Genomic DNA, 13,937 nt, shown 5'->3' on the forward strand with positions numbered 1-13,937 from the left:
GCGACACCCCTAGCCCGACACGCGACGCTTCCTGCCTGTTCCGGTGGCGGCGAGGGCCCGCAGCTCCTCGCGGAGATCCGGGTCGGGTTCCGCGTCGGCGGCCTCCCGTATCCAGCCGAGGACCTCGTCGGGCATCGCGGGCCAGGCGGCCAGGGCACGCAGCGCGCACCAGCGGAGCCGGACGACACGGTTGCGCAGAGCCGCCCGGATCAACGGGAGACCGAGGCCAGGGCGACTGCCCAGCCCGTCCACGACGGTCTCCAGGAGCAGCTCGGCCTCGTACTCCGGGCCGAAGCCCTGATCGGTGCCAGGGCCGGTGGCGAGGTCGTCCACCGGCAGCAGCTCCAGCGCGGTCTCCACCACCTGGGCGGCCTGGGCGGCATCGGCGATCCGGAGGGCGGTGTACCAGCAGTAATTATCGCCGGGTTCGGCCCGCAGGTGGGCGATCACTTGGGGGATCGCCGGGAGGGCCAGGCGTTCGGCGGCCGACAGGGCTGCTCGGAAGGTGCCCGTGCCCGGCTCGGCCAGTCCTGCCAGCACGATCGCCCGCCAGTCGTCCCGGGCGGCCAGTCGGTCGTAGCGGTGCCGCAGGGCCCGTACGTCCTTCCGCGGCCAGCCGGGATCGCCGTCGCGGAGGTAGGCCCTGATGGTGAGCACGTTGTTCACCAGGCCCAGCGTCGCCTCGCGGCCCGCCGCCAGCTCGGCGAAGCGCGACAGGGCCGGTACGGCGTCGGCGTAGCCGGAGATCCCCGTGCTCGGGCCCGACTCGCCCTGCACCAGCGTGGCCAGCACGCCGCCCGCCGCCGTGACGAGGCCGTCGTCGGGGGCCGGGACGAGCAGGGCGGCGTACAGGCCGCCGGTCGTGGCGGCGATGGGGGCGAGATACTCGTCCATGATGGAGTTGCGCCAGCCCTCGCGCAGCACCCAGTCCTTGATCTCGGGATCGTCGCAGTCGTGCAGCCGTTCGACGGCGTGGATGCGGCCCCAGCCGCCGACCCGGCGGGCCAGCTCGTAGACCGCCCGATGGCCGTCGGGCTGGCTGCGCAACAGCGCGACCACCGCGTACAAGGTGAACTCCTCCAGGGAGCCGAGGAGGAGCAGGAGGTCGCGGTCCCGTTCGTCGCCGCAGGCCCCGACCAGCGCGATGCCGATCTTCGTGGCCTCGCGGCGGGTGCCGTACTCGGCGAGGTCCCGCCCGATGGCACGCAGCCGGTCCTCGCGCAGGCGCCGGCGTGCGAGCTCGTCGAGGAGGTCGTCGGCGACCGCGAGCGCCTCGGACTCCGCCAGGCGGTCGTGCAGCCCCGACATCAGCTCCGGAGCCGGTGCCTCGGCCAGCGCCTGGAGGAGGCGGGCGGCCTCTTCGACGGTGTCGGAGTCAGAATGAGGCTCGGAATGATGGGAGCGGATGCCGTCCATGACGGTGCTGGAGATGAACAGGCCGCTCGGCCTGGGGGGCTCGTCCGGCAGGTCGTCGGCGGGCCAGGGACTGGAGCCGAATCTGGCGGACATGGTCAGCGCGTGGGCGAAGAAGCTGGGCCGTTCGTCGGCCGGCCGCCACGAGCCGGGGCTCATCGGCCCGGGCGGTGGCCGCCCTTCCATGAGATGGTCATGGTCGCATGATGCCCGGACCGCCCTGTCCGCCGCAAGGGTGTTTCCGAGCTCCTTGATCCACCGCCCGGCCGGGACCCGCCGGGGCTCACCCGATGAACTGGTGATCGCTGCGCAGCCGGCCGTCGCCGTCCACGGTCAGGATGTCCAGGCCGCCGCCCAGGGTCTCGCCCGTACCGGTCGACACCATCGCCCAGCGGACGCCGACCACGTTGGGCATCAGGAGGAGCGGCTCCTCGGCCGCCTCGAAGACGTGCTCGCCCGAGGCGACGAACATCTCGTAGGCCCGGGTCACCCTGGCCTCCAGGGCGTCGTGGCCGCGGACCACCAGCTCCGGCGCCGGGAACGCGAGCGCCGCGGCGGCCTCCCGGATCTCCTGGGGCGGGTCGACCAGCACGTGGGTCCCGTCGGGCGCCCACAGCTCGCGGATGAGGGCGCTCCGCCGCGCCGGATCCGGCTCGTTCCACTGGGCGACATAGCGGTCGGCCCACTGCTTGACGTCGAGTTCGTTGCTCATGCGCAGCAGTGTGCATCCCGGCCTGCGATACCGCGATTCCCTGCGGGGAATCACGCCGCGAGCCGGCCGGTACGCCATGCTTCCGATACCGGGCCAATGGGGGCTCAGCTCGCGGGGATGCGCGGGGCCGGGCGGTGGGCCCAGGTGGCCCAGCGCCAGAGCCACTCGGCGGGACCCTGGCGGTGGCGGCGCAGCCAGAGGGTGGCGAACGACCACTGGATCGCCAGGATGGCCCCCGCGGTCAGGAACGCCGCCGTCGGGGACCGGCCGGTCGGCACGCCGAGGATCCGATCCGCAGCCAGGACGAGGAGTGTGGCGGTCAGGTAGTTCGTCAGTGCCATCCGGCCCAGGGGCGCGAACAGGGTCCGCAGCACCGGTCGCAGGGGCGTTCTGAGCAGGACCAGCAGGGCGCACACGTACACGCCGGCGAGCAGCAGGTCGGCCAGGGAGGACGTCAAGGACCCCGCGCCGGGCGGCACGTCGGCCTGCACCCACCGGGCCACGGCCGTTCCCGCCCCGAAGGCCAGGCCCAGCAGGACCGGCCCCAGGGTGGACCCTTCGATCCGCTCGACCACCCCGTACCGGACCAGCGCCGAGCCCAGCAGGAACAGCCCGGCGATCAGCAGGAGACCGCCCCCGCCGCCGACCAGCGCCGCCGCGATGAACGCGGCGGCGAGGCCGGACATGGCCCACCGAGGGAGCCACGTCGAGGGCAGCAGCACCACCAAGCCGACGACGGCGTACTTGGTCAGGATCTCGCCCGGCCACAGCAGCATGTGCACGAGGCCGATCGCGAGCAGCGCGAGCAGCCGGCGCAGCAGGACCAGCCGCGGGCGGGGGACGCGGCCGGCGGCGGAGTCCAGCAGCAGCGCGAACCCGATCCCGAACAGCAGGGAGAAGACCGGGAGCCCGAGCCAGGGGTCCGCGTCGCCCATGGGCAGCGCCGCGACGGCGGTGCCGCCGGTGGCCATCAGCTGGATGTTGGCGAACAGGATCTCGCACAGCACGAACCCGCGCAGCACGTCGAGCGCGGCGATCCGCGCCCGGCCGGAGGAGGTCGTCACGGGACCTCCCGAGCGGTCATTCGATCTTTCTTGAGCATGGGACCCATCCTGCGGAGACCGCCCGGTACGGGCATCGACCACAAGTCGGGTCTCGCGGCCCGCGACGGTACTTTCAGCCCCACGTTCGCCAGGTCTGGTCGACGGTGCCGGCCAAGTGCAGGTCCAGCTCCGGACAGTGGAAGAGCCAGGTCCCGGTGACTCCCGAGTGACCGACGAGCGTGACAGGGCGGCGCCCGGTGACATGAGCCGGCCGACCCTGAAGAACATGGTGCCCAGTCCGTAGCGGAGGATGGGGATGTTGCGCAGCCGGTTGCGACGCTCGGTGAGAAGTCCCAGTGAGCGGGCGTCGCTGAAGAGCTCGCCGTCGAGCAGCGCTCGCTGAAAGGCGAGGAGATCGCCGGTGGTGCTGAACAGGTGGTTGGACGACTCGATCATGGAGGTCAGGTCCACACGGCGCTGTTTCGCGTAGAGCGGCGAGGGTGCCGCGGTCGCCGGATCCGGCGGGCGATGTCCTCGAAGGTCCAGGCCGTATCCTGACCGGCGGCGAGGCGCTTGAGCACACTGGGCCCCTCACGGCGCTTCTCCAGGTGATCGGGCAACCCGGACGTGTGACTCGCCAGGTGGGCGCACCGTGATCGCGGGCGTCCGGTCGACTCCCTTGAGGACGTGGAGTCCCGTGGTCGTGCTGGCTTCGGGGCCGGCGTCGCGCTCTTCTACAGCGCCAGCTCGGGCAGCATCAAACGCGCGCTGGACACCCTGCTCGCGCAAGGGTTCATCGAGGTCGCCAGCATCGAAGCCGGAGGCCGGGGGCGGAAGGTGTACCGCCTGACCGACGCCGGTCGTCAGGAGTTCCGCGCGTGGATGACGGGGGAGCCGGCCGAACGCCTACCGGTGCTCCGCCGCATCACGGCGCGCATCGAGACCGAACTCGCCGGGCTCTCGGCCCTCGGCAAGCACCTCGACCCCCTGGACGTCCCCGCGGAGCACACCGACCTCGCCACCCACCAGCGCGCGACGCTCGACTACGGCATCGCCTCACACCGCTTCGCGCTCGACTGGTTCCGCGACCACATCGACCGGCTCAAGCCGCTCGACCCCTGACGCCGTACAGAAACGAGGACGGGGAAGGCGAGCGCACGAACGGCGGCCTCGCGCGGAGTTCTCGGAAGCCAAACCGAAAGAACACGAGATTTCGCGGAATAGCGCGAAATGATGGGCCGGATCTCGCCATGTACGAGGATGTCCGCATTTCGTACTGGTGAAGGAGGCCGACCGTGGGACGTGCCCGTGGATGACGACGACGTGGCCAGGTTCGAGGCCGTCTACAGGGAGACGTACGACCTGATCGCGGCCTACGCCGCGCGCCGCTGCGACTCACCGCAGGACGCGGCCGACGTCGTCGCGGAGACCTTCACCATCGCCTGGCGCAGGGTGGGGGAGCTGCCACCGGGACAGGAGGCCCGCCTCTGGCTGTACGGGGTGGCGCGCAAGGTGCTGGCCGATCACCGCCGGAGCGCGGTCCGGCAGCGGCTGCGCAGCGTGGAGCTCGACGCGGAGCTGGCCGATCTCTATGGAGACCACCCGGACAGCGGTGTGGAGCTGAGCGCGATCGGTTCGGTGTTCCGGAGCCTGTCCGACGACGACCGCGAGCTGCTGTCGCTGGTCGCCTGGGAGGGCCTGGAACGCGAGGAGATCGCCACCATGCTGGGCCTGTCACGCAACGCCGTACGCATCCGCTTGTACCGCGCCCGCAGGCGTTTCTCACGGGCGCTGGACGAAGCCGGTGTCCGGTTCACATCAGAGAGCCGGATGATTCCGGCGGGGAGGTCGCTGTGAGGAGCGCCGACGAGATCAACGAACTGCTGCGCCCGCTGGCCCGGGTCGAGCCCGGACAGCCGGACAGCCACGCGTCCGGTGCGGGGGCACGGGCACTGCTGGCCTCGATCGCCACCCAGGAGCAGGGCGTCCCCGCCGGAGCGGCGTGGCGTCCCCACCGGCGCCTTCCGCGCGACCGGCGCCGGCTCGGGCTGGGCCTGGCCGCCGCGATCGTGCTCGCGGCGGGCCTGGTGGTGGGTCCGAGCCTGCTGGAGGACGGACGTGGCGGGGTGGCCTCCTACGCCAACTCCGCGGTGGAGATCCACCGGGAAGGGGAGCAGTACGTCGCCCACATCAAGGACCCGTTCGCCGATTACGGCAAGTACACCGAGGCGTTCCACGCGGTCGGCCTGAACGTCGATCTGCGCCCGGTGCCCGTCTCGCCAGGGAGCGTGGGGAAGATCCTGGGGATGGTGATCACGGGTTCCGCCGGCCCTGACCGGGCAGCCGAGCCGGACCCCGCCGGCCCTCGCTTCGACGGCATCCCCCTCACGATGGGGACGACCCCCAAGGGGTGCCGGCCAGGCCAGGACGGCGGCTGCTCCATGGTGATGCGGATCCCCGCCGCCTTCACCGGGACCGTCGACGTCCAGCTGGGCCGTCAGGCGAAGCCGGGGGAGGACTACGCGAACCCCGACCTGGCCATGGCGCCGGGCGAGATGTTCGACGGGGTTCGCCTGCGCGACGGCCGCCCCGTGGACGACGTCCTGGCTGAGGCGCGCAAGCGCGGCCTGACGGTGGTGTTCAGCCTCATCCGGACGGCTGCCAAGACCGGTGGTCTGTCCTTCGAACCGCTTCCCGCCGACCGGGTGGGACCCGACTGGATCGTCTGGCACGCCTGGCAGGTGAAGGCCGGCGTGATCCGGCTGCTCGTCACACCCGAGCGGTTGCCCGAGAACCCCTTCTACAACGGAAGCGCGCCCCCACCGGCCTCCCTGGAGTAACGGCCGATACCGAGCGATCTACACTCGCTCACATGACGCGCTTGGCCGATCGGCTCGGTCCTTACTCCCTGGTCCTCGCCCTTCTCGGCATCATCACCGCTCTCCCGCTGGCTTCGAGATGGGGGGCGCCGCTCTGGGTGACGCCGGTTCTCGGGGCCGTCGCGGCAGCGGCGGCGTGGCCCGCGGTGCGGAAGAAGGCCACGATCTCCACGGTGTCCAACCGCAGTATGTCCGTGGCGGGGCTGGTGCTGGGGTTGGTGGCGATCGGACTCGGCGCGCTGCTGCTGGCGTCGGACGCTCTCTGGCCGTCCTCTTGACCTGACCCTGTCGCACTGACAGATCAGGACGCGGTGCGCCGTCGTTTGTCACGGTTTCGCGATCACATAGGCGTATCAGGTGCGTCACCGTTGAAGTGATCTGTCTTGCTCTCCGTCCGACTGTGCCCCGAAGGTCTACTCAACGGGCGGAGGGGGACGGATGCGAGCGCCGTTGGTCGTCAAGAGGGCGTTCAGCGAGCCGCTGCTCCTCCTGGCCGCCTTCGGGTCGATCATGCTGGCCACCACCACGCTGGTGGCGCTGACGATGTACGCCTCCTCCATCGCGGGAGCCGGTGTCCGCAGGGTGGCGGAGACGGCGTCGTTCGGCCGGACGGCCACCACGATCAGCGCCCAGATCACCGCCGAGACCCTCCCCACCTACGACCGGGCCGTACGCGACGAGCTCACCAGGGCCTACACCACGCTCCCGGCCGTCACCACCAGTCTCCGCTCGGACTCCTACGTCATGCCGGGACAGGACGGTAAGAAGGTGCCCGAGCTGCTCAGGTTCGGCAGCTACGACGGGCTCGACCGGCACGCCAGGCTCGTCTCCGGCGCCTGGCCGCGGGCGGGCGGCGACCGGGTCGAGGTCGCGATCTCGGTGCCGGCGGCCGCGGCGACCGGGTTCGAGGCCGGGCAGGAGTTCGTCACGAAGGGGCGGCTCGACTCGCGCCCGGTCGCGGTCCGCGTCGCCGGCGTCTTCCAGCTCGCCGACCCCGTGGGCGAGCGTTGGGCGGGCGAGGAACTGCTGAGCAGGGGAGCCGAACGCGGGGAGTTCACCACGTACGGGCCGCTGATGGTGGCGAAGGAGACGTTCGTCGCGCGCTTCGCCACCAGCGTCAGGGCCATCTGGACGGTGGAGCCCGATCTCGGCGCGCTGACGCCCGAGCGGCTGCGCCCGCTGGCGGCGGCGGTCGGCCAGGTGGGCGAGCGGCTGATGGCGGCCGGCTGCGTGAGCTGCGTGACCGCCGGTCAGTTGCCCGAGCTGCTCACCCAGCTCGCCACGGCGTCCCTGGTGGCCCGCTCCACCATGCTGATCCCGGTGCTGCAACTGCTGCTGCTGGCCGCGTACGCGCTGATGCTGACGGCCCGGCTGCTGGCCGACCACCGCCGCATGGAGGTGGCGCTGCTGCGCTCGCGCGGCGCGGGCACCGTGCGGCTGGCCGCGCTGGCGGGCGGTGAGGCGCTGCTGGTGGCGGTCCCGTGCGCGGTCGTGGCGCCGTTCCTGGGCCCGCCGCTGCTCGCCGTGGTCCACCAGTTGCCGTGGATCAGGGCCTCGGGGGTGCGGCTGGCGTCGGTGGCCGATCTGGGCTCGTTCCTGGTGTCGTTCGGCGTGGCGCTGGCCGCGGCGGTGCTGCTGGTGCTGCCGGCCCTGGTGGGGGCGCGGCGCACGTACGTGCAGGAGCAGACGGCGCGCGGGCGCGGCGGCGTGCGCGGGCTGATCGAGGGGGCGGGCGCGGACCTGGCGCTGCTGGCGGTGGCCGCGCTGGCGATCTGGCAACTGCGGCACTACGGGGCGCCGGTCACCGCCACCGCGGCGGGCGGGCTCGGCATGGACCCGCTCATCATCTCCGGGCCGGCGCTGGCCCTGCTCGCGGGCGGCATGCTGGGCCTGCGGCTGGTGCCGCGCGTGTCGAAGCTGGCCGAAAAGCTCACCTCGCGCAGGCCCACGCTCGCCCCCGCGCTCGGGGCGTGGCAGGTCAGCAGGCGCCCGCTCAAGTACGCCGGCCCCGCGCTGCTGCTGACCCTGGCGATCGCGATCGGCATCGTGTCCCTGGCCACCACCTCCACCTGGCAGGCCTCACAGCTCGACCAGGCCGACCACCAGGCCGGGTCCGACCTGCGGCTGTCGGGGCCGGCGGACGGGCCGGAGCTGGGCTCGCTCGGGCGCGGCACGGCGTTCACCACCTTGCCCGGCGTCACCACGGCCTCGCCCGCCTTCCGGGAGCAGGTCGAGGTGAGCGGTGAGAGCGCGGTCCTGCTAGGCGTCGAGGCGGGCAAGCTGGGTGAGCTGTTCGACCTGCGTCCCGACCTGTCGGCCCAGACGGTCGCGCAGATGTCCCGGGCCCTGCCCGGGGACCAGGCGGGCAGGCTGGAGCTGCCCGGACGGCCGCGCACCCTCACCGTGCGGGTCGTGGCGGCCGGTGCCGTGCCGGCCCGGCTGGTGCTGTCCGACGCGCTGGGCACGTGGCGGGACCTGCCGCTCGGCGACCTGCGGCCGGGCGAGAACCGGATCGAGCTCGACCTGGCCGCGCTGGCCGGACGCTCCGGCCGGATCACCTACCCGCTCGCGCTGCGTGGCCTGCTCACCGACGAGACCGGCCTGAGGCTGACCGGGCTGAGCGCGGACGGCCGGGACCTGCCGGTGTCCCAGGCCGCGAGCGAGACACCAGGGCTGATCACCTTCGCGCCGCAGCACGGGCTCAGGCCGCTGCCCGTGGTCCTCACCCCCGGCCTGGCCGCCTCGCTCAAGCTGGGCGTCGGGCAGACCGGGCCGGCCCGCTTCGCCGGCCGCGTTCTGCAGGTCAAGGTGGTCGGCGTCGTGGCGAGCATGCCGACGAGCGCCCCCGGTCAGCAGGCCGTGCTCGCCGACTGGGAGACGCTGCAGGCGTACGAGCTGGCCGCGGCGCGACCGCCCCGGCCCGCCACCGAGTGGTGGCTCGCCGCCGCCGACACCGCCCGGGCACGGGAGCTCCTCCGCGAGAACCCGCAGTGGGAAGTGACCACGGTCGACAGGAGCGAGCTGACGGTGGCGCTGCGGGACGATCCGCTGGCCAGCGGGCTGCAGGGGGCGCTGATCCTGGGCTTCGCCGCGGCGCTGGGGTTCGCGGTGCTCGGGTTCCTGGCGAACGCCGTGGTCGTGGCGCGGGAGCGAAGACCCGAGTTCGCCGTCCTGCGGGCGCTCGGCACCAGCTCCCGTCAGGTGTTCGGGCTGCTGGCGACGGAGCAGGCGTTCGTCATCGGGCTGTCGCTGATCGCCGGGACCGGGCTCGCCGTGATCATCGGGAACCTGGTGGTCCCGCGCATCGTCCTGACCGGGCAGGCGTCGGCGGTCACGCCCGGCGTGCTGCTCCACATCCCGTGGGCGGCCACGGCCGCGATGCTGGTCCTGGTGGCGGGGGTGCTGCTCGGGATCGTCGCCGCGATGGCCCGGCACCTGCGGCTCGGACAGATCGTGGAAGAGCAATGAGGATCCCGCTGGGAGCCCGGGGGCACGCGGGCACATCGGCACTGCTGGTCATGCTGACGGCGGTCGCCTGCCTGCTCGTCGCCGGGCTGCCCAGGACGATGCAGGCGTCGTTCGACGCGGCGCTGCGCCAGTCGCTGACCACCGCCCCCGCCGCGCGGACCGACCTGACCGTGACCGGGGACCCGGCCATGCCCTACGGGAACCTGCACGGCCGCGAGCGGCTCGAAGCCCTCGACCCCCAGTGGCGCGGGCTCCTCCCGGCGGCGCTGCGGCCCCTGGTCAGGCCGGCCGGCCACATGAGCGTCAAGACCGTCCGCACACCCGTCGTCGGGACCGACAACCACATCAACCCCGGCTGGCTCTCCGACGCCGACCGGCGGGTGGACTGGGTGCAGGGCCGCAGGCCCGGCCAGCCGTCCACCATGCGCTACGGGGACAGGACACTCCCGCTGTTCGAGGTGGGGGTCGTCGACGAGGCCGTGGGCATGATGGGCCTGCGGATCGGCCAGACCAAGGTGATCGGCTACCCCGTCTCCGCCGCGTTGCGGATCGTCGGCGTCTTCAAGGCGAAGGACCCGGCCGACCGTGCCTGGAGCCACGACATCGACATCCTGCACGTCACGCGGGTGGTGTCGGAGGACGCTCCGGACCGGTTCCACACCACGGCGCTGGTGTCCGACGACGGGCTGGCCACGCTCACCGGCAACGTCCGCGACGTGACCTACCGCTGGGTCCTGCCGCTCGACGGGCGGGCCGCGAGCGCGCTGGACGTGGCGGCCATCGACGCGGCGGTCACCGAGTTCCAGCGGCAACTGGAGGTCGAGGGGACGAGCACCACCAACTACCGCCTGGCCACCGGGCTGCCCCAGCTGCTCGGCGACTTCATGGCCGCGCTGTCGGCCGCGCGGACCATCATGTACCTGGTGCTCGGCGGGCTGCTCGCGGTCGCGCTCGGCGTGATCGTGCTGGGCGTGCGGCTGCTGACCGACCGGATGGATCAGGCGCTGGCGCTGGCGCGGGCGCGCGGCGGGTCGTTGTGGCAGGTGGCGGGGGCCGGGGGAGCGCTGACCGTGCTCGTGGTGGGGCCCGCCGCCCTGGCCGGGTACGCGTTGTCCTTCCTCATGCCGGGGCCCGTGCTGCCGATCGTGCACCTCGGACCGGCGGTCGTGGTCGTCACCGCCGTGGGCTTCGCCGTGGCGCGGCTGGTGCTCGCGCATCGCACGCCGCTGCACGAGAGCCGCGACGACGTGGTCGCCACCCGGCCGTCCGCCCGGCGGGTGACCCTGGACGTGCTGGTCGTCGTGGTCGCGCTGGCCGGGGCCTATCTGCTGCGGGCCCGCGGGTCGGCCGGGTCCGCGGAGCAGGATCCGTTCCTGCTGCTGATCCCGATCGCGCTGACGGTCGCGGCGGCGCTCATCACCGTGCGCTGCTACCCCTACCCGTTGCGGCTGCTCGTCCGGCTGACCGCGCGCGGCCGGGCGGCCGTGCCGTTCCTGGGGCTGACCAGGGCGGCCAGGGCGCGCTCCGCCAGCGCGCTGCCGGTGCTGATCCTGCTGCCCGCGCTGAGCGTGTCGGTGTTCGCCGCGGTGATCTCCGACGGGATCGCCGCCACGCAGCGGCTGGCGTCCTGGCAGAAGGTGGGCGCGCCGATCAAGCTGACGTCCGTCGAGGACATCCCGGCCGAGGCCATCCAGCGGGTACGCGAGGCCGCCGGGGTCGAGCAGGTGGCGCTCGCGCTGACGGGCCGGACGCAGATCGGGGCCACCGGGGAGCGGCCCTCCGCCCTCGCCGTGGACCTGGCGCAGTGGCGGCAGGTCCTCGGTGACGCGCCCGTCGACCTCCCCACACTGTCCGGGGGCACGTCCGCGCTGCTCTCGCCCGCGCTGGGCGACCGGGGGACCTTCGAGATCATGTGGCTCTCGCCGATGAGGCTGACCACCCAGGGGGTGATCGACTCCATTCCCGGGTTCTCCACCAGCGGGCAGTTCCTCCTCGTGCCGCGCGAGGCGCTGCCCTGGCCCGCGGCGAACACGCTGCTCATCAAGGGCGACATCGCGCCCGCCGAGCTGGCGCGGCTCGTCCCGTCGGCCACGGTGGAGACCCAGGAGCAGGTGCTGGCCGCCATCCAGGCCGATCCGCTCACCGGCACGGTCCGCTCGACCCTGCTCGTGGTGACGGTGGCGCTGGGGGCGTACGCGCTGGTCGCGATCGTCCTGTCACTGGTCGTCGGGGCGCCCGGCCGGGTCAGGGCGGTGTCGCTGCTGCGGACGCTCGGGCTGTCCGACCGGCAGGCCCGGCGGCTGACCGTGCTGGAGTTGCTGCCCCTGGTCCTCGTCACGGCACTGGTGGGCCTCGCGCTGGGCCTGGGACTGCCGGCCGCGCTCGGGCCCGGCGTGGACATGTCCTCCTACGCCGGCGGCCTGCCCGTCGGCGACTACACGCCCGGCCTGCTCACGCCCGTGGTGCTGGCGGGCGGGCTGGCCGTCTGCGCCGTACTCGGCGCGTACGCGCACACCGCCGTCGGCCGGCGGCGCAACCTGGGCGCCGTCCTGCGCGTGGGCGACCTGCCGTGAACGTGCCGATCGCGGCGTCCGCGTGTGCGGACCGGGTCACGGGGTCGCGTCGCGGGGTGCGGAAAATCTCTCCAGCAGGATCGCGAAACCTGTCACAAAATGCGGTGCTGTCCCCGTCTTTCTGGTGAAGGACCCGAAAGGAGACGGGGCAATGAGGAAGCACATCCTGATCGTCGGTGGCGGATATGTCGGCATGTACAGCGCCATGAGGCTGCGTAAGCTGATCCGTTCCGGCGAGGTGGCCGTCACGGTGGTGGACCCGCGCGGCTACATGACCTACCAGCCGTTCCTCGCCGAGGCGGTCGGCGGCTCCATCGAGCCGCGCCACGTGGCCGCCCCGCTCGGACAGGTGCTCAAGGGCGTGCGGGTGCTGACGGGGCGGGTCACGCGGGTGGACCACGGGGCGCGCAGCGCCGAGTTCCAGCCGGTCCAGGGGCCGGCCAGGACGCTCCCGTACGACATCCTCGTCATGGCGGCCGGTTCGATCACCCGCACGTTGCCCATCCCGGGGCTGGCCGAGCACGCGGTCGGCTTCAAGACCATCGGGGAGGCCGTGCACCTGCGCAACCACGTGCTGGCCCAGCTCGCCGCGGCCGAATCCACCGACGACGAGCAGGTGCGGCGCAGGGCGCTGACGTTCGTGGTGGTCGGGGGCGGGTTCTCCGGCGTCGAGGCGCTGGCCGAGATGCAGGGGCTGGCCGACGCGGCCCTGCGCTACCACGAGGGGATCAGGGCCGCCGACCTGAGCTGGACCCTGGTCGAGGCCACCGACCACATCCTGCCCGAACTGCACGAGGACCTCGGCCGCTGGACCGTGGACGCGCTGCGCAAGCGCGCCGTGGACGTGCGGCTCGGCACCCGGCTGACCTCGGCGGCCGGCGGGGTGGCGGTGCTCTCGGACGGGACCGAACTCGACGCCGGCACGCTGGTGTGGGCCGCGGGCGGGCGGCCGAGCCCGCTCGCCGCGGCCAGCGGGCTGCCGGTGGACCGCACCGGGCGGATCACCGCGACCGAGTACCTGACGGTGGCGGGTGTCGCGGACGCGTTCGCGGCCGGTGACGGCGCCGCCGTGCCGGACCTGACCCGGCCGGGGGAGTTCACGGCGCCCAACGCCCAGCACGCGGTACGGCAGGGCAAGCTGCTGGGCCGCAACCTGGTCGCGTACGTACGGGGCAGGCGGCTCAAGCCGTACCGGCACGCCTACCTCGGCTCGGTCGCCGGTCTCGGGCACCACCAGGGGGTCGCCCAGGTGTACCGGATCAAGCTCACCGGGTTCCTCGGGTGGCTGGCGCACCGGACGTACCACCTGGGCTGGGTGCCGACCGCCAGGCACAAGGCGGCGGTGCTGGCCGACTGGCTGCTGGCGTCGTTGTTCCGGCGTGAGACCGTGCGGCTGGAGGCCGTCGAGCACGCGGACGAGGACTTCCGCCAGGCCATCGCCGTCGAGCGGGACGCCCGGGACGCCCACGTGGCCTCGATCGGCGGGCGGGACGCGCGCCGGGTCCCGGCGGCGTGATCCTCAGGCGTCCTCGGAGAGGGAGCCGAGGAGGGGCTTGCCGGTCCACTCGTAGGTGACGTACACGACGCCCGAGCCGGTGGTCCGGCTCCCGGTCAGCTTCAGCCCGGCCGCGGCCGTGCCCTCGGCGAACAGCCGCTTGCCCTGGCCCAGCACGACGGGGGAGATCACCAGCCGGTACTCGTCGACCAGTTCCGCCTGCTGCAGGGTGTGGATCAGGTTGCTGCTGCCCTGGGTGATGATCTCGCCGTCGGTGCGCTTCTTGAGCTCGGCGACCGTGTCGGCGGCCTCGCCGACCAGCACCTCGGTGTTGCGCCAGGTGGCCGTCATGGG

Annotated in this window: 11 protein-coding genes; 7 read left to right on the top strand and 4 right to left on the bottom strand. The window is 73.0% G+C overall.

The genetic code is table 11. The annotated features are described in order from the left end of the window. Nucleotides 1-9: 9 nt before the first annotated feature. From BLS95_RS52130 to BLS95_RS52140, 3 genes are all read right to left on the bottom strand, one after another. Nucleotides 10-1,599 carry a hypothetical protein gene (locus tag BLS95_RS52130; RefSeq protein WP_143044290.1) on the bottom strand — a complete coding sequence of 530 codons (1,590 nt, stop codon included), beginning with the start codon at nt 1,597-1,599 and terminating at the stop codon, nt 10-12. 97 nt (nt 1,600-1,696) lie between these two features. Beyond that, a complete protein-coding gene (locus BLS95_RS52135; RefSeq protein ID WP_090947076.1) occupies nt 1,697-2,125 on the bottom strand; it encodes a hypothetical protein in 429 nt (142 codons plus the stop codon). Between the two features lie 104 nt (nt 2,126-2,229). Next, complete coding sequence (locus tag BLS95_RS52140) at nt 2,230-3,189, bottom strand: DUF418 domain-containing protein (protein ID WP_245765807.1); 960 nt, start codon at nt 3,187-3,189, stop codon at nt 2,230-2,232. Between the two features lie 666 nt (nt 3,190-3,855). Here BLS95_RS52140 and BLS95_RS52150 point away from each other — a divergent pair. The 7 genes from BLS95_RS52150 to BLS95_RS52180 all read left to right on the top strand — a co-directional run bounded on the left by BLS95_RS52150 (nt 3,856) and on the right by BLS95_RS52180 (nt 13,604). Next, the gene (locus BLS95_RS52150; RefSeq protein ID WP_090947077.1) at nt 3,856-4,290 is read left to right on the top strand and encodes a PadR family transcriptional regulator; all 435 of its coding nucleotides are present in this window, start codon (nt 3,856-3,858) and stop codon (nt 4,288-4,290) included. A gap of 186 nt (nt 4,291-4,476) precedes the next feature. Beyond that, nucleotides 4,477-5,025, top strand: a complete 549-nt coding sequence (locus tag BLS95_RS52155) for an RNA polymerase sigma factor (protein WP_090947089.1) — start codon at nt 4,477-4,479, stop codon at nt 5,023-5,025. After that, nucleotides 5,022-6,008, top strand: coding sequence for a hypothetical protein (locus tag BLS95_RS52160; RefSeq protein WP_090947078.1), 987 nt, complete (start codon nt 5,022-5,024; stop codon nt 6,006-6,008). The genes BLS95_RS52155 and BLS95_RS52160 overlap by 4 nt, the downstream gene beginning before the upstream one ends. Nucleotides 6,009-6,040: 32 nt before the next feature. Further along, complete coding sequence (locus BLS95_RS52165) at nt 6,041-6,325, top strand: hypothetical protein (protein ID WP_090947079.1); 285 nt, start codon at nt 6,041-6,043, stop codon at nt 6,323-6,325. Between the two features lie 160 nt (nt 6,326-6,485). Further along, complete coding sequence (locus BLS95_RS52170; RefSeq protein WP_090947080.1) at nt 6,486-9,515, top strand: ABC transporter permease; 3,030 nt, start codon at nt 6,486-6,488, stop codon at nt 9,513-9,515. Next, complete coding sequence (locus BLS95_RS52175; protein ID WP_090947081.1) at nt 9,512-12,088, top strand: FtsX-like permease family protein; 2,577 nt, start codon at nt 9,512-9,514, stop codon at nt 12,086-12,088. The genes BLS95_RS52170 and BLS95_RS52175 overlap by 4 nt, the downstream gene beginning before the upstream one ends. A gap of 151 nt (nt 12,089-12,239) precedes the next feature. Then, a complete protein-coding gene (locus tag BLS95_RS52180; RefSeq protein WP_090947082.1) occupies nt 12,240-13,604 on the top strand; it encodes an NAD(P)/FAD-dependent oxidoreductase in 1,365 nt (454 codons plus the stop codon). A 3-nt stretch (nt 13,605-13,607) separates the two neighbouring features. Here BLS95_RS52180 and BLS95_RS52185 read toward each other — a convergent pair. Next, on the bottom strand, nt 13,608-13,937 hold a 330-nt coding region (locus BLS95_RS52185), incomplete at its 5' end, for a dihydrofolate reductase family protein (protein WP_176993567.1).

It is taken from the genome of Nonomuraea jiangxiensis, from assembly GCF_900099965.1.
Taxonomy (GTDB): Bacteria; Actinomycetota; Actinomycetes; order Streptosporangiales; family Streptosporangiaceae; genus Nonomuraea; species Nonomuraea jiangxiensis.